The organism is Streptomyces fructofermentans, assembly GCF_014651055.1.
Lineage (GTDB): Bacteria > Actinomycetota > Actinomycetes > Streptomycetales > Streptomycetaceae > Streptomyces > Streptomyces fructofermentans.
The window spans coordinates 25,414-46,275 of record NZ_BMWD01000008.1; the positions used below are offsets into that span (position 1 = coordinate 25,414).

The following is a 20,862-nucleotide window of genomic DNA, read 5'->3' on the forward strand; positions in this document are numbered from 1 at the left end:
CCCGCCTGCCGGGACGCCCGGCCGCGGGCAGGAGTCCGCGCCCCGCGCCCGTGCCGCAGACCCCGGTCATATGCCCCGCCATGGGGCGTCCGTCCGGTCCCGGGACCGGACGGCTTCACATTTTGATGATCGTTGCTCTCTGGTGGCGGCCGGATCCGCGGTGTAGCGTTACTGCCAGATGTCGTGGTTCGCAGTACCTGCCCGCGCCCCGGTGTGGGCTTTTTTGCTGTGCAGTGCCTGGACCAGGGCGATCACCTCCGGGTCCGCGCGGTGCGGATCCGATATCGGACTGAGAGGCACCATCATGGCCAGCGGAACTGTCAAGTGGTTCAACGCCGAAAAGGGCTTCGGCTTCATCGAGCAGGACGGCGGCGGCCCCGACGTCTTCGCCCACTACTCCAACATCAACTCCAGCGGCTTCCGTGAGCTCCAGGAGGGCCAGAAGGTGACCTTCGACGTCACCCAGGGCCAGAAGGGCCCGCAGGCGGAGAACATCACCGCCGCCTGATCGGCCGACAAGGCAGGACCGCGCCCCCGGAGCTCCGCTCCGGGGGCGCGGCGCGTTCGGGGCCGGGAGCGTGGTGTGCTTCCGGCGCCTCCACGCGTTGCGGCTCCCGGCCGGCCTCGCGCGGTCAGCCCGAGCGGAGGTCCTCCAGAGTCGACCGCGTGTCGGTCTTCACCCACCGGGAGACGTCCTCGATGTCGGGCGGCGAGGTCGTCCCGTACGAGGTCGTGTAGACGCTCCAGCTCATCTGGTACGTCATCCAGCCGTCGCGCACGGCGAGGATCACGGCCCGGCTGCCGCTGGTCCCGGAGCCGGACGTGGTGTCCTCGGTCACGAGATAGGCCTCGTCGCCGAAGCCGGACACCTTCTCCACCTCGTAGTCGTCGTAGCGCTGGTTGTACTCGGACCACAGCGCGGTGAACTCCGCCGAGGGATCGGTCTCCTTGTGGAGATCCATCTGCACCGACAGATACGCGTCGGAGTACGCGGAACTGGTCGTCCTCTTCAGGGAGATGCTGCAGTAGCTCTGGTCGAGGGCCTTGTGCTTCAGGGAGTTGTGCGTGGGGGCGCTGTCCTTCTCGGCGTACTCGGTCCGCAGGGCCGTGTAGTCGACCGAGGAGCAGAGGTTGGCCCTGGCCCGGTACCCGCCGAGGTCCGGGTCGCCGCCGAGCGGGCCGAGCAGGTGGATTCCGCCGGCCCACAGCACGGACGCGGCCACCGCGCCGACCGCCGCCCACAGCACCGCGCGCCCCGCGCCGCCGCCTCCGGGCGGCGGGCTGAATCCCGGCGGCGGCGCGTACGGGTAGTGCTGCGCCGGAGGGTAGCCGGGAGGGGGCCCGTAGGCGTTCGCCTGCTGGGGGACCTGGTAAGGGTTGCCCGGCGCGGAATCGGGTCTCGGCGACTGCGCGGGGTACGCCTGGGACCCGCCCTCCGGTGTCGGCGTGTGCGCGGGTTCCGCCGCGGAGCCCGGCGGAGGGGACGGCTGTGCGTGGGCCTGCGCCGGGACGTCCTCGGGCCGATCCTGCATCCTGTGCTCCTTCTGCGAAGTCGTCGGGCGTGCGGTCGGGTTGCGGAGCGGACACCGGGTTCGGCGCTGTCCGCCCGCTGCCGGGCACCCTCGTGATCGGGGCGTTCCGGGGCGGAGGCGCCGGCGGGTGGCTCGGGTGGCACAGGTGCAACGGGCGGCCCGGGTCGCCGCGAGCCGTCGTCCGGTGGACGGAGGGCGGTGGGACCGGAGGCCGATCGGACGGCCGGGCGTCGTGAGCCGCCTCGGGGGCAGGGCGGCGGCCGGGACGGCGCGACTCGGTGAACGGGTCAACAGGTCGATTCTAGAACGGAGTTCGACGCACGTGACCTTGCCGCAGCGGCTGTTGCACAGTCGTCGAATCCGTCGGCCGACCGTCGTCCGCCGGGCCCTCGCGCCACGTCACACCGTGACGACCGTGACCCCTGCCTCCTCGAACCGCCGCACCACGTCCTCGCCCGCCGCCGAGTCGGTGACCAGCGTGTCGACGGAGGCCGTCGGGCAGATGCGGGCGAACGCGCGCTGGCCCAGCTTGCTGGAGTCGGCGGCGACGACCACGCGCTCGGAGCGCTCGCAGAGCAGCCTGTTGATGGCCGCCTCCGCCTCGTCCGTCGCGGCCGTGCCGTGCACCGCGTCGAACGCGACCACGCCGAGCACCGCGACGTCGAGGGTGATCTGGCCGAGCACGCCGTCCGCGAGGGGCCCGACGAGTTCGTACGACTGGGGGCGGGCCACCCCGCCGGTCAGCACGATCTTGAACTGGGGCCGCACCGCCAGCTCGTTGGCGATGTTCAGCGCGTTCGTGACGACGGTGAGGGCGGGCGAGCCGTCGGACAGGTCACCGCGCACGGCCAGGGCGCGGGCGACCTCCGTGGTCGTCGTGCCGCCCGTCAGGCCGACCGCCTGGCCGGGGGCGACGAGGTCGGCCACCGCCTTCGCGATCCGCTGCTTCTCCGAGGCGCGGCGGGCGGTCTTGTAGCGCAGCGGAAGCTCGTACGAGACGCTGTGCACCACCGCCCCGCCCCGGGTGCGGACCAGCATCTGCTGCTCTGCGAGCTGGTCGAAGTCGCGCCGGATCGTCGCTGCCGACACCGCCAGCTCTGCCGCAGCGTCCTCGACGTCGAGCCGGCCCCGCTCCACGAGCAGTTCCAGCAGCGCCTGCCAGCGCGCGTCGCGCGACATCCGCGGTCTCCGTCCGTCGTTCCTGGGAGGGCCGCCATGCGTGCCCGTACTCGTACTCATGGCCGTCACCGTGGCCGGTGCCCGGCCGTGCCGCGCGCCGGTCGTCGGCGGCCCGCGAGCGGCCGATCGCCGACCTCCGGTGACCCTAGCGCACGCCGCTCCCCGTCGAATGCTTGATTGTGCTCGAAAGTGCGCTATATCTTGCAGGAACAATCATCCCATCGGGGAGGCCGTGGCATGAGCCATGTCGAGAACGAGCTGAACAGTCAGCCCGAGTGCTGGACCAGGGCCGCCGAACAGGCCGTGGAGGAGGCGTCCGTCCTGCCCGCGCCCGGGGAGCGGGTCGCGATCGTGGGGTGCGGTACCTCGTGGTTCATGGCGCAGGCGGCCGCCGTGCTGCGGGAGCACGCGGGGCAGGGCGAGACGGACGCCTTCGCGGCCTCGGAGTTCCCGCACGGCCGCGCGTACGACCGGGTGGTGGCGCTCACCCGGTCGGGCACCACCACCGAGGTCCTCGATCTGCTGGGCGCGTTGAAGGGGCGTACGCGCACGGTCGCGGTCACCGCCGACCCCCGAACTCCCGTGATGGAGGCGGCCGACGACGTCGTCGTCCTCGACCACGCCGACGAACGGTCCGTCGTGCAGACCCGGTTCGCGACCACGGCGCTCACCCTGCTGCGGGCCCATCTGGGGCTGCACGGCGACCGGGTGGTGGACGACGCCCGAACCGCCCTCGCCCTGCCGCTGCCCGATGGGCTGGCCGACTGCGGGCAGTTCACCTTCCTGGGGCGGGGCTGGAGCGTGGGACTCGCGAACGAGGCCGCGCTCAAGATGCGGGAGGCCTCTCTCGCCTGGACCGAGGCCTACCCGGCCATGGAGTACCGGCACGGCCCGATCAGCGTCACCACCGCGGGCACCGCGACCTGGATGTTCGGCGAAGCGCCGCGAGGCCTCGCCGAACAGGTGCGTGCCACCGGGGGGTTGTGGGTGGAGGGCGCACTCGACCCGCTCGCCGAACTCGTGCGCGCCCAGCGGCTCGCCGTCGCCGTCGCCGCCGCCCGCGGTCTCGACCCCGACCGGCCGAGGCACCTCACCCGCTCCGTCGTCCTCACCGCGTCCTGACGCCGCCCCGCCCCCCAAGGGAGAGCCCGTGCCCCTCGTAGCAGCAGGCGGCCTGGTGGCCGGGGCCGCCGCGGCCCGCACCGCCGTCGCCGCGTTCAACGTCATCACGCTGGAACACGTCGAGGCCGTCGTCGCCGGAGCGGAGAGCGCGGGCGCGCCCGTGATCCTCCAGGTCAGCGAGAACGCGGTCAGGTTCCGCTGCGGGCGGCTGCTGCCGCTGGCCCGTGCCGCGTCCGCCGCCGCGGAACAGGCCTCCGTGCCGGTCGCCCTGCATCTGGACCATGTCCAGAGCGACGAACTCCTGAGGCAGGCCCCCGGAGCGGGATTCAGCTCCGTCATGTACGACGCCGCCCACCTCCCGTACGCCGAGAACCTCGCCGCCACCCGGGCCGCCGCGGACTGGGCGCACGCTCAAGGGCTCTGGATCGAGGCCGAGTTGGGCGAGGTGGGTGGCAAGGCGGGCCGGCCGCCGCTGGACGCGCACGCCGCGGGGGCCCGTACCGATCCGGGCCGGGCGCGGGCCTTCGTGGCCGACTCGGGGGTGGACGCGCTGGCCGTGGCCGTCGGCAGCAGCCACGCGATGACCACCCGCACCGCCACCCTCGACCACGACCTGCTCAAACGCCTCGCCGCGGCCGTCGACGTGCCCCTGGTGCTGCACGGCTCGTCCGGTGTCCCGGACGCCGGGCTGAGGTCCGCCGTGGCGGGCGGCATCACCAAGGTGAACGTCGGCACCGCGCTGAACATCGCGATGACCGGCGCGATCAGGGAGCACCTCACCGCCCGTCCGGAGGCGGTCGACTCGCGCTCGTACCTGTCCGTGGGGCGGGCGGCGATGGTGGAGACCGTGGCACGGCTCATCGAGGTGCTCGGCACGGCCGGCTGACCCGCCCCGGGCCGGGCCTCGACGGCCGCCCGGCAGCCGCCGGGAAACGGGGCCACGGGTCCGCCGGACCGGGCCGGACCGACTACGTCCTGACCGCCTTCAGGACGACGAACTTCGCGTCGCTCGCGACGAGTTCACTGTTGCCGAACAGGCGCCGCAGCTTCACGTGGTAGCCGAGGTGGCGGTTGCCGACCACCCACAGCTCGCCGCCGGGGCGCAGCGCCCGGCGGGCCCCGGTGAACATCCGCCAGGCCGTCGCGTCGGTCGTCGCCTGGTGCGAGTGGAACGGCGGATTGTTGAGGACCAGGTCGACGCTCCCGTCGGGCACGCCGTCGAGGCCGTCCCCGACCCGGAACTCCGCCTTGCCGTACTCGACCGGGCCGTCCGTGGCCGCCCGGTAGGTCGCCTCCGCCGAGGCCACCGCCTGGTACGACTCGTCCACGAACAGCAGCTCGGCCTCGGGGCGCGCCAGCGCCACGGCCGTGCCGACCACGCCGTTGCCGCAGCCCAGGTCCACGACCCGGCCGCCCCCGCCCTCGTACGGCAGGTGCTGGAGGAAGAAGCGCGTGCCGATGTCGAGACGTTCGGCGCAGAACACGCCCGCGTGGTTGACCACGGGACGACCCGATACGGGGCCGACTCCGTCGGGCAGGGTGTAGCGGTGCGGCCAGGGGTTCGCCGGCGGGACCACCCGCGCGTCCGGGGTGCAGAAGACGAGCCGCGCCTTCTTCTCGGCGAGCGAGGTCCGGGTCGGGCCGAGGATCCGCTCGAACAGCTTCAGCGTCGAGGTGTGGATCTCCTTGGCCATGCCGGTGCCGACGACGAGCGTCCCCTCGTGCACGGCGGGGGCCAGCCGCAGCAGCTGGTCCTCCAGGAGCGCGAGGCTCTTCGGCACCCGCACGAGGAGCACGTCGACGCGGGCCGGCGGCGGGTCCTGGGTGGTGAGCAGCCGTGCGGAGTCGGGCTCGGCGCCGTTGCGCGCCAGGTTCGCGCGGGTCGCCTCGCGCGCCAGGAACGAGTCGGTGATCTGCACCGGCCGGTGGTCCCGCAGGGCGGTGGTCAGCGCACCCCAGCGGTCGCCGACCACGACGACCGTGCCGTCGAGCGCGTCGCCCCGGTCCGCGAGATGCCTCAGCAGGTACTCGTCGGAGGCGTCCCACGCGCGGAGCTGGTCACGGGAGCCCTCGGGGAAGCGGGCCAGCGCCAGCTCGGCCGAAGGGGTCGTCATACGGTCGGTCATCGTGGGTCCAGGCTAGCCGAGGCGCAGCTCAGGGGGTTGCCGCGGACCGCCGGGTGCGTGCGCGAGGATGGGTGAATGGACGCAGAGCTGTTCCCGCGCGCCCGTACGGAGGTGGCGCCGGGCGCCGTGCACCTGCCGGACTGGCTGTCTCCCGGGCGGCAGCGGGACCTCCTCGACGCCTGCCGCGACTGGGCCCGCCCGCCCGCGGGCCTGCGCACGGTCCGCACCCCCGGCGGCGGCACGATGACGGCACGGCAGGTGTGCCTCGGTCTGCACTGGTACCCGTACGGATACGCGCGCACCGCCGTCGACGGCGACGGGGCACCCGTGAAGGAGTTCCCCGCGTGGCTGGACGAGCTCGCGCGTGCCGCGGTCGCCGACGCACTAGAAGAGGGCCGCCCCGGAGGCGGGCGCGGGGGAGGACCGGAGGACGCGTACGACATCGCGCTGATCAACTTCTACGACGTGGACGCCCGTATGGGCATGCACCGCGACAGCGACGAGCGCTCCGACGCGCCCGTGGTGTCGCTCAGCCTCGGCGACACCTGCGTCTTCCGGTTCGGCAACACCGCGTCGCGGGGCCGCCCTTGGACGGACGTCGAACTGCGCAGCGGCGACCTGTTCGTCTTCGGCGGTCCGGCCCGCCTCGCGTACCACGGTGTGCCGCGCGTCCTCGCGGGCACGGCTCCGCCGGAGCTGGGACTCTCCGGCCGGCTGAACATCACCTTGCGGGTGAGTGGACTGCGGACGGACGGGCGCGGCCCGTCCGGGGAACCGGGCCGGTCGCCGCGCGACCGGATCATGGGAGACTCGCCCTCATGAGCGGCGAAGCGGCCCCCGGAGCGGCGGGAGAAGGAACGACCAGGACACGGCTGGACCGGGGGCGGGGTGCGCTCGGCCCCGCGCTGGAACTGGTGCACACCGGTCGCGCGCCGACGCGTGCCGTCCTCACCGCGGAACTCGGGGTCACCCGCGCCACGGCGGGAGCGGTCGCCGCGGAGCTCGAAGCACTCGGGCTGATCCGTGTCGACGCCCGGCCCGGTGCGGCCGCCGGCTCCCAGGGGCGGCCCTCGCACCGCCTCGAACTCGCGGAGGACGGGCCCGTCGCCCTCGCCGCCCAGGTGCACGCCGACGGTTTCCGCGCGGCCCTGGTCGGGCTCGGCGGCCGGATCGTCGCGACGGCACCGGGGCGCGAGACGGTGGACGCCGACCCGGCCAAGGTGCTCGGCTCGGTCGTCGACGCTGGCGCCGAACTGCTGCGGGAGACCGGCCGCCGTTGCGTGGGCGCCGGACTCGCCGTGCCGTCCGCCGTCGCCGAACCCGAGGGCACGGCCCTGAACCCGCTGCACCTGGCCTGGCCCGCGGGGGCGCCCGTACGGAAGATCTTCGCGGAGCGCGTCCGCGCGGCGGGCATCACGGGACCGGCGTTCGCCGCCAACGACGTCAACCTGGCGGCGCTCGCGGAACACCGGCACGGCGCGGGGCGCGGCGCCCGGGACCTGCTGTGCGTGGCCACCGGGCACCGGGGCGTCGGTGGCGCGCTGGTGCTCGACGGGCGGTTGCACACGGGCAGTTCGGGCCTCGCGCTCGAGGTGGGGCACCTGACGGTGAACCCGGAGGGGCGCCCCTGCCACTGCGGCAGCCGGGGCTGCCTCGACGTCGAGGCCGACCCCCTGGCGTTCCTGACCGCCGCCGGCCGCGATCCGGGGCCGGTGGTCTCGCTGCTCCAGCAGGCCAACGACCTGATCCGCAACCAGTTCGCCGACCCGATAGTCCGTACGGCGACCCGGGCGCTGATCGACCGACTGGGGCAGGGGCTCGCCGGGCTGGTCAACATCCTCAACCCCGACCGCATCATCCTGGGCGGGCTGCACCGCACACTGCTCGACGCCGACCCGGAGCGGCTGCGCGCCGTCGTCGCCGACCGCAGCCTGTGGGGGCAGAGCGGCGGCGTTCCGATCCTCGCCTGCACGCTGGACCACAACAGCCTGGTCGGGGCGGCCGAGTTGGCCTGGCAGCCGGTGCTTGACGACCCGATCGCGGCGCTCGCCCGCACCTGAGCCGTCGGGGTCCGGGCCGCCCGGACCCGAGCCGTCGCGTGCTTCCCGGGGGCCGTCCCGGACGGCTCACCACTGCCGTCCCCTCGGCAGGCGGTCCCTTTCCGGAGAGTTCAGGTGCAGCACCTGGAAGACGTCCCCAGCCGCCTGCGGGCCGTCCCGGTCCCACAGGGAGAAGTGCACGACCTCCCAGCGCAGGGGATCGACGACGGCCGCCGCGCAGACCACGCCGTCCAGGCGGGACAGGCGCCCGGTCTCCGCCGCCGCTGCCACCGCCACGCCGGACAGCGGGACACCCTCGGGGACGGCCCGCCGTTCGCGCACCGCTGCCCGGGCATCGCGGCCGTCGGCGCCCCCGTCCTCGTACGCCAGAACCGTCCAGTGCCGTACCCGGGGCCGGCCGAAGTCGTCGACGAGCCCCTGGAATCCGGCGCCCCAAAGGAAGGAGTTCATGCCACGGGGCGTGTTCCACAGGTAGAACGGCGCGTACTGGTTGACCGGTGAGCCGGAGACACCGCGCTCACGCACCAGGTACGCCTTCAGGCCGAGGCCGCCGAAGTCGTCGAGCAGCGGGCCCCTGCCGCTGACCCGGGACCGGATGACGTCCATGTCGTAGTCGGCGGGCAGGGTGATCTCGTACTGCATGGCGTGCATCGGTGCCCCTCCAGGGACGTCAGTCGGCCGTGCGGGCGGGCACTGCGGTCGCGGAGCGCGCGGTCTCCTCGGAGGCCGCCCGGCCGCCGGGGGCCGAAGGGCGCCCGGGAGCCGGGGAGTTCGCTGGAGCCGCGGCGTGCGCCGAGGCGCGAAGCAGGGACAGCAGGCCGCGTACTCCCGTGTCGAAGGCCGCGGTCGATCCGGACGCGCGCGCCAGCACGTAGCCGCCCTGGACGGTCGCGACGATCGTCGCCGCGATCTCCTCCCCGTCGAGCCCGGGCGCGAACGAGCCGCCCTCCCGGCCCTCTTCGACGAGTCCGGCGAGCCTCTCCCGCAGCCAGTCCAGTGTCTCGTCGACCGGTGCGCGCAGCTCGTCGCTCGCGACGATCTCCGGGTCCATGGTGAGCCGCCCGATCGGACAGCCCCGCAGTACGTCGCGCTCACGGCGGAGATACGCCTCGACACGCTCGTACGGGGTGCCGGGTCCGTCGAGGACGGCCCCGGCCGAGTCGCGCATCTCCTGCGCGGTGCGGCGGACGGCGGCGAGCGCCAGCTCGGGCTTGCCCGCGAAGTGGTGGTACATGCTGCCCTGGCCCGCGCCCGACAACTGCTGGATCGCCCGCGGGCTCGTGCCCACGTAACCGCGCTCCCACAGCAGCCCGCGCGTGGCCTCGATCAGTCGCTCCCGCGTGCTCATCCCGTCACTGTACATACCAGTAGGTACAGAATCGAGGGCGCCTGTGCATATCAGTAGGTACAGCAGCGGATCTCCTCTCGCACCGGCTCGTCCTGCACCCGGGAGCAGGCTGCCGGGGCCCGCGTACTCCCCAGGAGGTACGCCCGGTGCCGCTGGCCGTACGACGACCCGGGCACCCTCCCGGCGCGAGCCTCGAAGCATCACCGGAACACTCCGGAACAGCCATCCGAGGAGATGACTTCAGATGCAGACCCTGGCGCACTGGGACGGCGGGCCCGGCCCGTGGATCCTCTTCCTCCCGCTGATCTGGGCGGCCGTCGTGATCGGCGTCCTGACGGTTCTGCGCCGGACCGTGTGGCGCGGCGGCCGCGCCGCCCGGCCGTCCGCCGACCGAGTCCGCCCGGGCGGCGACTCGCCGATCGCGATCCTCGGCAGGCGCTTCGCCGCCGGCGAGATCGACGAGGACGAGTACTGGCGCCGCCTCTCCGTCCTGGACGAGCAGTTCGGCACCACGGGCCCGGCGGGCGGCGGCTTCGGCGGCACGGGCAGGGGCGGTGCGGCATGAGCACGACGACCGTCACCACGAGCACCGGCACCGCGGCGCGGGTCGCCGACGCGGTCAAGGTGTACGGCTCGGGCGACACCGCCGTCCGGGCCCTGGACGGGGTGAGCGTCACCTTCCCGGCCGGGCGCTTCACCGCGATCATGGGGCCGTCGGGCTCCGGCAAGTCCACCCTGATGCACTGCGCGGCCGGCCTGGACACGCTCACGTCCGGCGCCGCCTTCATCGGCGACACCGAACTGGGCCGCCTCGACGACCGCCGCCTCACGCTGCTGCGCCGCGACCGCGTCGGATTCGTCTTCCAGGCGTTCAACCTGGTCCCGACGCTCACGGTCGCCGAGAACATCACCCTTCCCATGGATCTCGCGGGCCGCAGGGCCGACGCCGCCTCGGCCGAGTGGACCGACGCGCTCGTCGACATCGTCGGGCTGCGCGACCGCCTCCACCACCTGCCCGCCGAACTCTCCGGCGGGCAGCAGCAGCGCGTGGCGGTGGCCCGGGCCTTCGCAGGCCGCCCCGACGTCGTCTTCGCCGACGAACCGACCGGCAACCTCGACTCGCGCTCCGGCGAGGAGGTCCTCGGCCTCCTCGGCCGGGCCGTGCGCCGGATGGACCGCACCGTCGTCATGGTCACCCACGACCCGGTCGCCGCCGCGCACGCCGACGAGGTCGTCTTCCTCGCCGACGGGCGCCTCGTCGACCGCATGGAATCCCCCACGGCGGAGCGGGTCCTGGACCGGATGAAGGCCTTCGACGGCAAGGGGGCGCCGTCGTGAACGCCGCCGTGCGGATCAGCGTCTCCTCGCTGCGCGCCCACAAACGCCGCTTCGCCGGTACGTTCCTCGCGGTGCTGCTCGGCGTCGCCTTCCTGGCCGGCACGCTCGTCATGGGCGACACACTGCGCGCGAGCTTCGACACCATGTTCGGGAACGCGGCCGGCGGCACCGACGCCGTCGTACGCAGCGCCGCGACCATCACCGCCCCGGGCGAGGGCCAGGGCGTGCGGCGGCCCGTCGACACCGCGCTCGTGGCCGCAGTCGAAAGGACGCCCGGTGTCGCGGCCGCGGTGCCCGACATCCAGGGCGCCGGGCAACTCGTCGGCGCGAACGGCGAGCCCGTCGGCGGCCAGGGCCCGCCCACCCTCGCGGGCAACTGGATCGACGACCCGGAACTCAACGCGTACCGGCTCGCCGAGGGCCGCGCCCCCGCCAGGTCCGGCGAGGTCGTCGTCAACCGCGGCGCCGCCGAGCGCGGCGGTCTGGAGATCGGCGACACCACGGTCCTGCGGACCCCCGACCCGGTCGACGTGACGATCGTCGGCCTCGCGACCTTCGGGGGAGAGGACGGCATGGCCCAGGTGACCTTCACCGGGATGACCCGGCAGGACGCCGAGAGGTACCTGACCGCGAGGCCCGGCGAGGCCGCCGGCATCCTCGTACGGGCCGGTCCCGGCACCGGCGCGCGGGAACTCGTGGACGCCCTGGAACCCGTACTGCCCAAGGGAGTCGAGGCCATCACCGGGCAGGAGCTGGCCGAGGAGAACACCGACATGGTCTCCGGTCGCTTCCTGACCCTGTTCACCACCTTCCTGCTGGTGTTCTCCGGCGTGGCGCTGCTGGTCGCCACCTTCTCCATCCACAACACCTTCGCGATCGTCGTCGCCCAGCGCACCCGCGAGAACGCCCTGCTGAGGGTGCTCGGCGCCGGACGCGGGCAGGTGACAGCCTCGACCCTCGCCGAAGCGGCCGTCGTCGCCGTGACCGCGTCCGCCGCCGGACTCGCCGGCGGCATCGGCATCGCCGCCGGGCTCCAGGCGCTCTTCCCCGCCATCGGATTCCCCTTCCCGGACGGCGGACTCGTGGTCGGCCGGCAGTCCCTGCTGCTGCCCCTCGCGGTCGGCGTCGTGGTCTGCCTCGGCTCCGCCCTGCTGCCCGCCGTACGGGCGGGGCGCACCGCACCTCTCGCGGCGCTGCGCGAGACGGCCGTGGACCGGTCGGGAGCGTCCAGGTCCCGGGCCGTCGCCGGGGCCGTGCTCGGCGCGACGGCCCTCGCGGTCACCCTGACCGGAGTCCTCGCGAGCCCGTCCCTGTGGCTCGCCGGCGGCGGGGCCCTGCTGGCGCTCGCGGCCTTCGTGGTCCTCGGCCCGGTCGCGTCGACGACCGCGGTGCGGCTGCTCGGAAGCCCGCTCGCGCGGCTGCGGGGCGTGACCGGGGGACTCGCCCGGCGCAACGCCCTGCGCAGCCCCCGGCGGACCGCCGCGACCGCGAGCGCGCTGATGATCGGGGTCGCCGTCGTGTCGCTGTTCACGGTCTTCGGCGCCTCCCTGAAGGCCACGATGGACCAGACGGTGTCGCGCTCCTTCGCGGGCGACGTCGCCGTGAGCACGCCCTCGTTCGGAGCCGGCGGCAGCGGGCTCAGCCCCCGGCTCGCCCCGGCGCTCGACGCGCTGCCCGAGGTGGACACCGCGGTCGGGCTCGGCAGGGGGGTCGCCGAGGTCGAGGGGGAGGGCCGCGCCCTCACGGTCACCGATCCGGTCGCCCTGGCACGGACCTTCGACCTCGGAGCGGTACGCGGCTCACTGGACGACCTGGGCGCCGACGGCATCGCCGTCACCGAGAAGGAGGCCGGGAAGCGGGGCCTCCGGACCGGCGACACCGCCCGGCTCGCCTTCACCGACGGGGACAGGGAGACCTTCACGGTCCGCGCGGTCTACGGGCGTTCCGAACTGGCGGGCGACTACGTCATCACCCGGGAGGCCTGGGCGCCGCACCGCACGCAGGACTCCGACACGCTCGTCGCCGTCACCTTCGCCGACGGGGTGGACCCGGCCGACGGCAAGGCGGCGGTCGAGCGTGCCGCGGCGGCGTACGGCGGCCCCGACGTGCAGACCCGCGACGAGTACGCCCGCTCCTCGGCGGGCGGCATAGACATGATGCTCACACTGGTCTACGCACTGCTCGCGCTCGCGGTGCTCATCGCGCTGCTCGGCATCGCCAACACGTTGACACTGGCCGTGCACGAACGCACGCGTGAACTCGGCCTGTTGCGGGCCGTGGGACAGACACGGGCGCAACTGCGCGCCATGGTCCGCTGGGAGTCGGTGCTCGTCGCCGCGTTCGGCACGGCGGGCGGGCTCGCACTCGGCGGCTTCCTCGGCTGGGTGCTCGTCGAGGCGTCGGACGGGGCGTCCGACAGCGCCTTCGCGTTCGCGCTGCCGCCGGTCCGGCTCGCGGTGGTGGCGCTGGTGGGTCTGGCGGCCGGCGCCCTCGCCGGGCTGCGCCCGGCCCGCCGGGCCGCACGCCTCGACGTGCTGCGGGCCATCGCCACCGAGTAGCGGCGCGGGCCGACCCGGGTGGGCGGGCGCGGGTGTGCCTGAACGGGTGGCGGTACGCCGCTTCCCTGCCGTGCCCGGCCGACGGCACGGCTTCCTCGCCGCGGGGCGCGGGCGCGGGCGGGGTGCGGCATGTGGTGCCGTCCGGCTCGGCGCAGGGCGCGGCGCCTTGCCGCCGGACGCGGGCGACGGGGAGTGTCGCCGGGTGCCGGGTGCCGGGTGCCGGGTGCCGGGTGCCGGGTGCCGGGTGCCGGGTGCCGTCGGGGCCCGGTTGCCGGTGGTTCGTTCGCTGTGTCACCCAACTGGGCGGGAAGCAGCGCTTCTTGGCCTCGCGCGCGGCCGATCGGGATGCGCCGCCCGGTCGGGTGCGGGTGCGGGTGCCGGTCCCGGTGGCCGGGTGGTTGTGGTGGCGGGGTCACGCAACTGGTCCGACGCCAAGGAGCCCTGGCTGCCGGACACGATCGGTGGAGCGGGGTCGCAAGTACGGGTCCCGGTGCCGGTGTGGTTGCCGGTTCACGCAACTGGCCCCAGGGCATCGCGACTTCGCGTCCGGGCGCGGCCGTCCGCGCGGTCTTCCCGGCGCCCGCGCCGCGTGCCGGTGCCGGCGTGGCCGTCGTCCGCCCGACCCGGCCGGGCGGCACGGCGTCCGTGCCGCGCGCGCCCCGGGGACCGGGCCGTCCCTCGGCCCGTGGAAGCGGGCGAAGGCGGCCTCTGTCACCGCCCGGTCAGCCGGCAACGGCCGACCGGGCGGGAGCGTGCGCGGCCCGGAGCGCGTCGGCCGCGTGCTCCACCTCCGCGAAGTCGAGGGCGGGGCCGGGCGACTCCACCGCCACCCCGAACGAGGGGCGGGCGAGCAGGGTCGCCGTGGGGGAGGGCGCCGGCAGTGTGAACCACACGACCTTCCCGGACTCGCCGTCCGGGCGCACACCCCAGCTCTCGCTCACGGCGGCGACCATCGCTAGACCGCGTCCGCAGGTCGCGGAGGGGTCGGCATCCCGGACTTCGGGAAGGCGGGGGTCGTGGTCGTGCACCGAGACCATCAGGCGGTCGAGCATCAGCTCGATCTCCACGATGCACTGCTTGTCGGGACTGGCGTGCCGGTGGACGTTGGACAGAAGCTCTGTCACGCCGAGGGCGGCCCGGTCTATCAGGGGATCCAGATGCCAGTAGCGCAATTGCGCAGATACGATTCTGCGGACCTGGCCGATCCGCGACGGCAGGGCTTGGAGCTCCACCGTGCAATGCCTGTTCGGCTGGCTGATCACGGCTGCGACTCCCCGAATTGAGGTCCGGAAGAAGACGGAGTACGGATCCAGCGGGCGGCTGCGTGGGGCGACCGCCTGCTGCGTGGTGCCGGCGGGCTGGTTCGCAGCGTTATCGCCGGTAAACCCAGAGTGACGTGACAACAGCGTGACTCAGGGTCCGCGGTCACGCAACTCGCGGCACTCTCAGCGCTCGCGTCCCGCCGCCCTGCGGACGGCCTCGATGAACCTCCGGGCCGCGGGTGGACCCGGTTGCCCCGGGGCCGGGTCGTGATCGCCCAGGGTGAGCAGGTACCGGGTGCCGTTGACGTCCGCCTGGGCCCGGTCGTCCTGGCCGAACCAGGGCTTCGACGCCCGGACGGCCCGGACCGGCGCGCTGTCGATCTCGCTGCCGTAGCTGGTGAGCAGCTCCAGCCTGCCTCCGCTGATCCGGACCTGTCCGGCCCGGGTGAGCGAGCGCAGTCCCTTGCCGATCCGCACGCCCGTGGCCTCGAACTCCGGCTCCGCCATGTGTCCAGCCCCCTTGTGCGCTCCGCCGATGCCTTCACGTGCTCCCGCGGGGCCCCGATCCCGACGGGTGCTCTGCCCGGACCCGTGCCCCGTTCGGTGCAGTCTGCCCGCACCCGACGTCGAGCACCAGTACGCACGGCGGCCTCGTGGAGACTGTCCGGCGCACTCGCGCGAACGCGCCCCCCGCTTCCCGCCAGACGGTGTGCCAGGGGTTCCTTTGAGGTGCTCAAAGGAGTGTTTATGCAGGTGAGAAGCGTGCGGAAGGTGTTTATGATCGGGGCGTCCGACCGTGTGAGCCGTCGGCCGCAACCCGAAGGAGCCCCGCCGTGACCACCCCACAGCAGGCCCGCCCCCACGAGCCGATGGCCACACTCGACGTCGACCACAGCGACGCGGAGTACCGCACCTGGCTCAAAGAGGCCGTGCGCAAGGTCCAGGCCGACGCGAACCGGTCCGCCGACACCCACCTCCTGCGCTTCCCGCTGCCCGAGCAGTGGGGGATCGACCTGTACCTGAAGGACGAGTCCACCCATCCCACCGGCAGCCTCAAGCACCGGCTGGCCCGCTCGCTGTTCCTGTACGGCCTGTGCAACGGCTGGATCCGCCGCGGCCGCCCGGTCATCGAGGCGTCCAGCGGCTCCACGGCCGTCTCCGAGGCGTACTTCGCGAAGCTGATCGGTGTGCCGTTCATCGCCGTGATGCCCCGCACGACCAGCGCCGAGAAGTGCCGCCTCATCGAATTCCACGGCGGACAGTGCCACTTCGTCGACGACCCGCGCCGGATGTACGAGGAGGCGGCTGCTCTCGCGGCCGGGACCGGCGGGCACTACATGGACCAGTTCACGTACGCGGAGCGTGCGACCGACTGGCGGGGCAACAACAACATCGCCGAATCGATCTATCGGCAACTGGAGTTGGAGCGCTACCCCGAACCCGCCTGGATCGTCGCGACGGCGGGCACCGGCGGCACGTCGGCCACCATCGCGCGCTATGTGCACTACATGCAGTTCAACACCCGTATCTGCGTGGCGGATCCGGAGAACTCGTGCTTCTTCGAAGGCTGGACCACCGGCGACGCGGAGGTGACGACCGACTGCGGCTCGCGCATCGAGGGCATCGGCAGACCGCGCATGGAGCCGAGCTTCGTGCCGGGTGCCGTCGACCGGATGATGAAGGTGCCCGACGCGGCGAGTGTGGCCGCAGTGCGGGCCCTGGAGCGGGCCATCGGGCGCAAGGCGGGCGGTTCGACCGGTACCGGTCTGTGGAGCGCCCTGAAGATCGTCGCCGAGATGGTGACGGTCGGCCGGACGGGCAGTGTCGTCACCCTGCTGTGCGACCACGGCGACCGCTACCTGGACAAGTACTACTCGGACGCGTGGCTGGCCGACCAGGGGCTGGACATCGAGCCGTACGCGGCGGCTGTCGACACCTTGCTGGCCACGGGGGTCTGGCCGGACTGAGCGGCTCGCCCCGCCCCGCCGCCCGCGACGCGAGCCCGAGGCCAGGACCCGCAGCCCGGACCCGCAGCCCGGGCCGCAGCCCGAGGCTCAAGTCGGATGCCCGGCCCGGGAGTCAGGAGTACCGGGCCGCAGTCCCGCAGGGTTCGCGGCTTCCGGCTTCCCGGCTTCCCGGCTTCACGCGCGCGTCGACGCCAGGCGTCGGTCCAGCGCCGTGACCGCCCCGCGGAACGCCCGGCCGAGCCCGCGTCGGCCCAGCCGCGCGAGGAGCCGGAACGCCGCCGTCCCGTCGGCGGCCATGGTCCAGCGCACGCGGGTGCCCGTGCCGTCGGGCGTCAGCCGCCACTCCTCGACGAGGGCGCGTACGCCGGGGGTGTTCATGGTGTCCACGCGGTAGGTGTAGACGCGGGAGGGCTCGGCGGCGAGGACCGTCTCCCGGATCCGCACCCCGCCCCTGAGCCCGACCTGACGGCCGGCCCCGGCGTCGGTCGACCGTGCGGAGGTCACCGCGGGGAACCACTCGGGCCACTCGGACACGTCCACGGCCAGTGCGCGGTAGACGGCCTCGGGGGAGGCGGACAGGCTTCTCTCGAAGACCAGGCGAACCGGTGAGGCCTCGACGAAGTCCGGCCCCTCCGGGCGCAGTCGGCGACTCATGCGGCAACCCCCTCGCGGGGAGGACGCGGACGCCGCCCGGCGGCGCACCGGCCGACGGGGCGCCGTCACCCCGCGCGGGCACCCCGCCGGATGTCTGCCCCGCGTCCACCCCCGTCACTCACCCGCGCGAGGAACCCCTGCCGGATCCGTACGGCATCCGGCATCCGGCCGCCGCGTCGCGTCAGGCGTCCGCGTCGTACTCGGGGTCGCCCGCCACGACCAGGCGCCGCAGGTGCTCCGAGACCTCGGAGCGCGCCACGCCGGGCAGCCCGGCGTCCGTGACCAGGGTGTCGACCTGCTCCAGGGCCGCGAACGAACTCAGGCCCACCGTGCCCCACTTGGTGTGGTCGGCGACCACGACGACCCGTCGCGCGGACTGTACGAGGCGCCGGTTGGTCTCGGCCTCCGCCAGGTTCGGCGTCGACAGGCCGGCCTCCACCGATATGCCGTGCACACCCAGGAACAGCAGGTCGAAGTGGAGTGCCTCGATCGCCTGGTCCGCGACCGGACCCACCAACGAGTCGGAGGGGGTGCGCACTCCGCCGGTCAGGACGACCGTGGCCGCGCCCTGGCGCTGCCCCGAGGTGCGCTGGGCCGCGTGGAACACGTCGGCGACGCGCACCGAGTTGGTGACCACCGTCAGGTCCGGCACGTCGAGCAGGCGGTGGGCGAGCGCGTAGGTCGTCGTGCCGCCGGACAGCGCGATCGCCGTGCCCGGCGCGACGAGCGCCGCGGCGGCGCGTGCGATGTCCTCCTTGGCGGACAGCTCCAGACCGGACTTGGCCTCGAACCCGGGCTCGTGGGTGCTCGCCTCGACCACCGGGACGGCCCCGCCGTGCACCTTCTCCACCACGCCCTGCCGGGCGAGCGCGTCGAGGTCGCGGCGGACCGTCATGTCGGACACGCCGAGTTTCCGGGTGAGTTCATTGACGCGGACGCCGCCGCGCCGTCGGACCTCGTCGAGGATGAGGGCGCGGCGCTGCTCCGCGAGGAGGTTCTGATTCTCACTCACGTCCGCTCCGCTTCCTTTCGGCCCGCCCTGCCCGACATGTTCCCGAACCCCCTCCGACAAGGACATTCTCCTCACCTCCGGTGCCAAGGGTGTCTCATCCTCGCACGACCCACCGCAGGTCGCGCCACTGCCTGTACCGGTGCGCACACGTCACGCTGTCAACTCCGTCAGCCTCCGTGACACGGATCGGGGAGATTCCGTGACCAGGCGTGCGCACAGGGGCGGAATGGGGCGATCCTTGTACCTGAACATGACATGTGCCGCACGGGCATCACGGGGGACACGGAACAGTGGAGCGTCCACGGGGGCTTGCCCCCAGCAACGAACAGAGCGGCCCGGGGCTCGGGCCCGCACCGGCCGACAACGCACTCGAACTCCTGGTCCACGGCGTCGGAGGGACGACGCCCGAGGACATGCTCGACGATCCGCGCACCGTGCGGATCACCGGGGACGACACCGCCGCCGTCTTCCGGCGGGCCGACGACGTGGAGGCCGAGCGGGAGGCCGCGGAGGAAGCCGCGCAGGGACGGACCGGGCGACGCGGGGGCCGGCCGGTCCCCGAGGCGTACGTCTGGTGCAACCTCACCTCCGGCAACGGCTCACGGGCCCTGTGGCTGCTGCTCCTCCCGTTCATGGTGGTCAACCTCGCCCACTGGATGCGGCCCACGGTGCGCGACAACCGCATCCGCACGGTCCGTCTCTACGGCCTGCTCGTGCGCCTCGTCGGACTCAGCCTCACGGTGCTGCTCGTCGCCGCCGCCTGCGAGGTGGCCCTCGACCTGGTGGCCTGGCAGTGCGCGGGCACGCGCGCGTGCGCCGAGGACCACAGCTGGCTCGGCTTCCTGTCCCCGGACGGCTCCGGCGGCGCGTGGTGGAGCCAGCCCGGCCGCCGCCTCGCGCTGGCCTCGCTGCTGCCCGCCGCGCTCACCTTCCTCCTCTGGTACCTCTCGCACCGCACCTGGAGCGCGTACGAGTCGCAGCGGCCGCCCTCGGGCCAGGACGGCGCCGAGGAGGAGAACGACCGCTCCGGGCTCGGCCGTCCCGGATTCTGGTACGGGCGCAGGCTGGTGGCGCGGCTGCGCGCCGCGCACACCGCCGCCGGACTGCTGACCGTCGCCGCCGCTGCCGGCGGCGCGGCCGCCCGCCACGACGCCGGGGCCGGCGGCCCCGGAGCGCTGGACGCGATCGGACGGCTGGTCACGGCGGCGCTCGTGGTGGGAGCGGCCGTCGTCCTGTGGGTGGTCTGCCGCAGGGGCCGCACCGAGAACCGCCTGGACCGGCACCTGGACACGGCCCTGGTGCGATGGCTGCCGGCCGGTTCGCTCGTCGTGCTCGGCCTCACCCTCGTGTACGCCGCGTGGTCGCGCCCCGAGTGGCGCTCGGAGCACCGGCTGCCGGGCGACACGACGTTCGGCGGGCTCGTGCTGGTCCAGGGGCTGCTCGTGGTCGCCCTCTGCGTGGTGGCCCGGCTGCTGCACCGCGCCCACCCCGACCCGCGCGCCGCCATGCGGGGCCTGGCAGGGCCGGCGGTCGCCATGCTGGGCTGCTCCCTCGGCGGAGTGATGTCCGCAGGCGTGGGGCAGCGCATGGCGGACTGGCTGGACGGCACCGGCGGGTCGATCCCGGGCCCGCCCGTCCTGCTGACCTGGCAGGCCTCCGTCATCCCACCGCTGCTCCTCGTGCTGCTCGCGCTGGTCGGCCGCCTCGCGTGGCGCACGGTGCGGCTGCGCCGGGCCGAGATCGGCGCGGTGGAACTGGCCTACCGGGGCGAGGCCGAGGACGCCGGCCGCACCCGCCGCATCGCGAACACGCGGGCCATGGCCTCCCTGACCGACCGTGCGCCCCTGATCATCGGTGTGATCTCCGCGGTGACGCTCCTCCTGGGCGCCCTGGCCCTGGTGGGCGCCACGGCCACCGGCAGGACACCGGACCGGGCCGCGCACGGGACGTACGCCGTCGTGCAGGGGGTCGCCGCGAGTTCGCAGGCGCTCGGGTCCTGGCTGATCGGCGTCGGCTTCATACTGTTCGTCACCTGGGGGCGCCGCGCCTACAAGGACCCGGCCGCCCGGCGCACCATCGGCATCCTGTGGGACGTCGGCACGTTCTGGCCGCGCGCGGCCCACCCGTTCGCGCCCCCCTGCTACGCGGAGCGCGCCGTGCCCGACCTGACGTGGCGCATCGCCACCTGGGTCCGGGCCACCGGGGGCCGCCTCGTCATCTCCGGCCATTCCCAGGGCAGCGTGCTCGCCGCCGCGGCGGCCTGGCAGCTCAAGCCGTCGGTACGCAAGCGGGTCGCGCTGCTGACCTACGGTTCCCCGCTGGAGCGGCTCTACGGGCGCTGGTTCCCGGCCCACTTCGGCCCTGCGGCGCTCAGCGGACTGCACAGGGACGTCGACTGCTGGCGCAACCTGTACCGGGCGACCGACCCCATCGGCGGACCCGTACGGCTGCGCGGCGACTGCGGCCCGGAGGTCGACCGCGAGGCGCTGCTGGACCCGCTCGCCCACGGGCGCACCGCGGAGCACCCGTTGCCCGCCCCGATCCTCGGACACTCCGACTACCGGGCGGACCCCGTGTTCGCGGAGGAACGCGAACGGCTGCTCGCGCGGCTCAGCCCCGAACTGCCGGGCCCGCGACCGGAGTGCGGTCCCGGCGAGCCCCGCGGGTCGTTGCCGGAGCAGTCCACGGCGTGACCCTCCGGACA

General features: G+C 74.0%; 18 protein-coding genes and 1 pseudogene. 10 read left to right on the forward strand and 9 right to left on the reverse strand.

What is annotated here, in order from left to right; genetic code table 11:
- Positions 1 to 304 precede the first annotated feature (304 nt).
- A complete protein-coding gene (locus tag IE265_RS13420; RefSeq protein ID WP_190035740.1) occupies positions 305 to 508 on the forward strand; it encodes a cold-shock protein in 204 nt (67 codons plus the stop codon).
- A 124-nt stretch (positions 509 to 632) separates the two neighbouring features.
- Here the strand turns inward: IE265_RS13420 and IE265_RS13425 are convergent, their stop codons facing one another.
- Together IE265_RS13425 and IE265_RS13430 are read right to left on the reverse strand one after the other, a co-directional pair.
- Positions 633 to 1,532, reverse strand: coding sequence for a hypothetical protein (locus tag IE265_RS13425; RefSeq protein ID WP_190035741.1), 900 nt, complete (start codon positions 1,530 to 1,532; stop codon positions 633 to 635).
- A gap of 399 nt (positions 1,533 to 1,931) precedes the next feature.
- Positions 1,932 to 2,711 (reverse strand): DeoR/GlpR family DNA-binding transcription regulator, encoded by a 780-nt coding sequence (locus tag IE265_RS13430; protein ID WP_190035742.1) that lies wholly within the window; start codon positions 2,709 to 2,711, stop codon positions 1,932 to 1,934.
- Positions 2,712 to 2,948: 237 nt separating this feature from the next.
- On the opposite strand from IE265_RS13430, the gene IE265_RS13435 reads away from it, so the two are divergent.
- Together IE265_RS13435 and IE265_RS13440 are read left to right on the forward strand one after the other, a co-directional pair.
- On the forward strand, positions 2,949 to 3,833 hold the full coding sequence (locus IE265_RS13435) for an SIS domain-containing protein (protein ID WP_190035743.1): 885 nt from the start codon (positions 2,949 to 2,951) through the stop codon (positions 3,831 to 3,833).
- Between the two features lie 28 nt (positions 3,834 to 3,861).
- On the forward strand, positions 3,862 to 4,719 hold the full coding sequence (locus IE265_RS13440; RefSeq protein WP_190035744.1) for a class II fructose-bisphosphate aldolase: 858 nt from the start codon (positions 3,862 to 3,864) through the stop codon (positions 4,717 to 4,719).
- Positions 4,720 to 4,801: 82 nt separating this feature from the next.
- On the opposite strand, the gene IE265_RS13445 is transcribed toward IE265_RS13440, so the two are convergent.
- Entirely contained in the window at positions 4,802 to 5,959 is a 1,158-nt protein-coding gene (locus IE265_RS13445; protein WP_190035745.1) for a methyltransferase, read from the reverse strand.
- A 75-nt stretch (positions 5,960 to 6,034) separates the two neighbouring features.
- On the opposite strand from IE265_RS13445, the gene IE265_RS13450 reads away from it, so the two are divergent.
- Both IE265_RS13450 and IE265_RS13455 read left to right on the forward strand, forming a co-directional pair.
- Positions 6,035 to 6,781, forward strand: coding sequence for an alpha-ketoglutarate-dependent dioxygenase AlkB family protein (locus IE265_RS13450; RefSeq protein ID WP_190035746.1), 747 nt, complete (start codon positions 6,035 to 6,037; stop codon positions 6,779 to 6,781).
- Entirely contained in the window at positions 6,778 to 8,019 is a 1,242-nt protein-coding gene (locus IE265_RS13455) for an ROK family protein (protein WP_190035747.1), read from the forward strand. Before IE265_RS13450 ends, IE265_RS13455 begins: the two co-directional genes overlap by 4 nt.
- Positions 8,020 to 8,085: 66 nt before the next feature.
- Here IE265_RS13455 and IE265_RS13460 read toward each other — a convergent pair whose 3' ends face one another.
- Entirely contained in the window at positions 8,086 to 8,670 is a 585-nt protein-coding gene (locus tag IE265_RS13460; protein WP_190035748.1) for a DUF4865 family protein, read from the reverse strand.
- Positions 8,671 to 8,821: 151 nt separating this feature from the next.
- Positions 8,822 to 9,382, reverse strand: a pseudogene (locus IE265_RS13465) (TetR/AcrR family transcriptional regulator); the annotation flags it as partial.
- 229 nt (positions 9,383 to 9,611) lie between these two features.
- Between IE265_RS13465 and IE265_RS13470 the strand changes: the two are divergent.
- Genes IE265_RS13470 through IE265_RS13480 form a run of 3 tightly spaced genes read left to right on the forward strand, consistent with a single transcriptional unit; the run spans position 9,612 to position 13,263 of the window.
- Entirely contained in the window at positions 9,612 to 9,932 is a 321-nt protein-coding gene (locus IE265_RS13470; RefSeq protein WP_190035750.1) for an SHOCT domain-containing protein, read from the forward strand.
- Positions 9,929 to 10,705: an ABC transporter ATP-binding protein gene (locus IE265_RS13475; RefSeq protein WP_190035751.1), complete on the forward strand. Its 777-nt coding sequence runs from the start codon at positions 9,929 to 9,931 to the stop codon at positions 10,703 to 10,705. Before IE265_RS13470 ends, IE265_RS13475 begins: the two co-directional genes overlap by 4 nt.
- Positions 10,702 to 13,263: an ABC transporter permease gene (locus IE265_RS13480; protein WP_190035752.1), complete on the forward strand. Its 2,562-nt coding sequence runs from the start codon at positions 10,702 to 10,704 to the stop codon at positions 13,261 to 13,263. Before IE265_RS13475 ends, IE265_RS13480 begins: the two co-directional genes overlap by 4 nt.
- A 722-nt stretch (positions 13,264 to 13,985) precedes the next feature.
- On the opposite strand, the gene IE265_RS13485 is transcribed toward IE265_RS13480, so the two are convergent.
- Together IE265_RS13485 and IE265_RS13490 are read right to left on the reverse strand one after the other, a co-directional pair.
- Positions 13,986 to 14,525, reverse strand: a complete 540-nt coding sequence (locus IE265_RS13485) for an ATP-binding protein (RefSeq protein ID WP_190035753.1) — start codon at positions 14,523 to 14,525, stop codon at positions 13,986 to 13,988.
- 183 nt (positions 14,526 to 14,708) lie between these two features.
- Entirely contained in the window at positions 14,709 to 15,032 is a 324-nt protein-coding gene (locus IE265_RS13490; RefSeq protein ID WP_190035754.1) for a hypothetical protein, read from the reverse strand.
- Between the two features lie 362 nt (positions 15,033 to 15,394).
- Here IE265_RS13490 and cds1 point away from each other — a divergent pair, with 362 nt between their 5' ends.
- Positions 15,395 to 16,492 carry an L-cysteine desulfhydrase Cds1 gene (cds1, locus tag IE265_RS13495; protein ID WP_190035964.1) on the forward strand — a complete coding sequence of 366 codons (1,098 nt, stop codon included), beginning with the start codon at positions 15,395 to 15,397 and terminating at the stop codon, positions 16,490 to 16,492.
- Positions 16,493 to 16,666: 174 nt separating this feature from the next.
- Here the strand turns inward: cds1 and IE265_RS13500 are convergent, their stop codons facing one another.
- On the reverse strand, positions 16,667 to 17,146 hold the full coding sequence (locus IE265_RS13500) for an SRPBCC family protein (RefSeq protein ID WP_190035755.1): 480 nt from the start codon (positions 17,144 to 17,146) through the stop codon (positions 16,667 to 16,669).
- 181 nt (positions 17,147 to 17,327) lie between these two features.
- Positions 17,328 to 18,158 carry a DeoR/GlpR family DNA-binding transcription regulator gene (locus IE265_RS13505; RefSeq protein ID WP_190035756.1) on the reverse strand — a complete coding sequence of 277 codons (831 nt, stop codon included), beginning with the start codon at positions 18,156 to 18,158 and terminating at the stop codon, positions 17,328 to 17,330.
- Between the two features lie 290 nt (positions 18,159 to 18,448).
- Here IE265_RS13505 and IE265_RS13510 point away from each other — a divergent pair, with 290 nt between their 5' ends.
- Entirely contained in the window at positions 18,449 to 20,851 is a 2,403-nt protein-coding gene (locus IE265_RS13510) for an alpha/beta hydrolase family protein (RefSeq protein ID WP_373302945.1), read from the forward strand.
- The last annotated feature ends 11 nt before the right edge of the window (positions 20,852 to 20,862 follow it).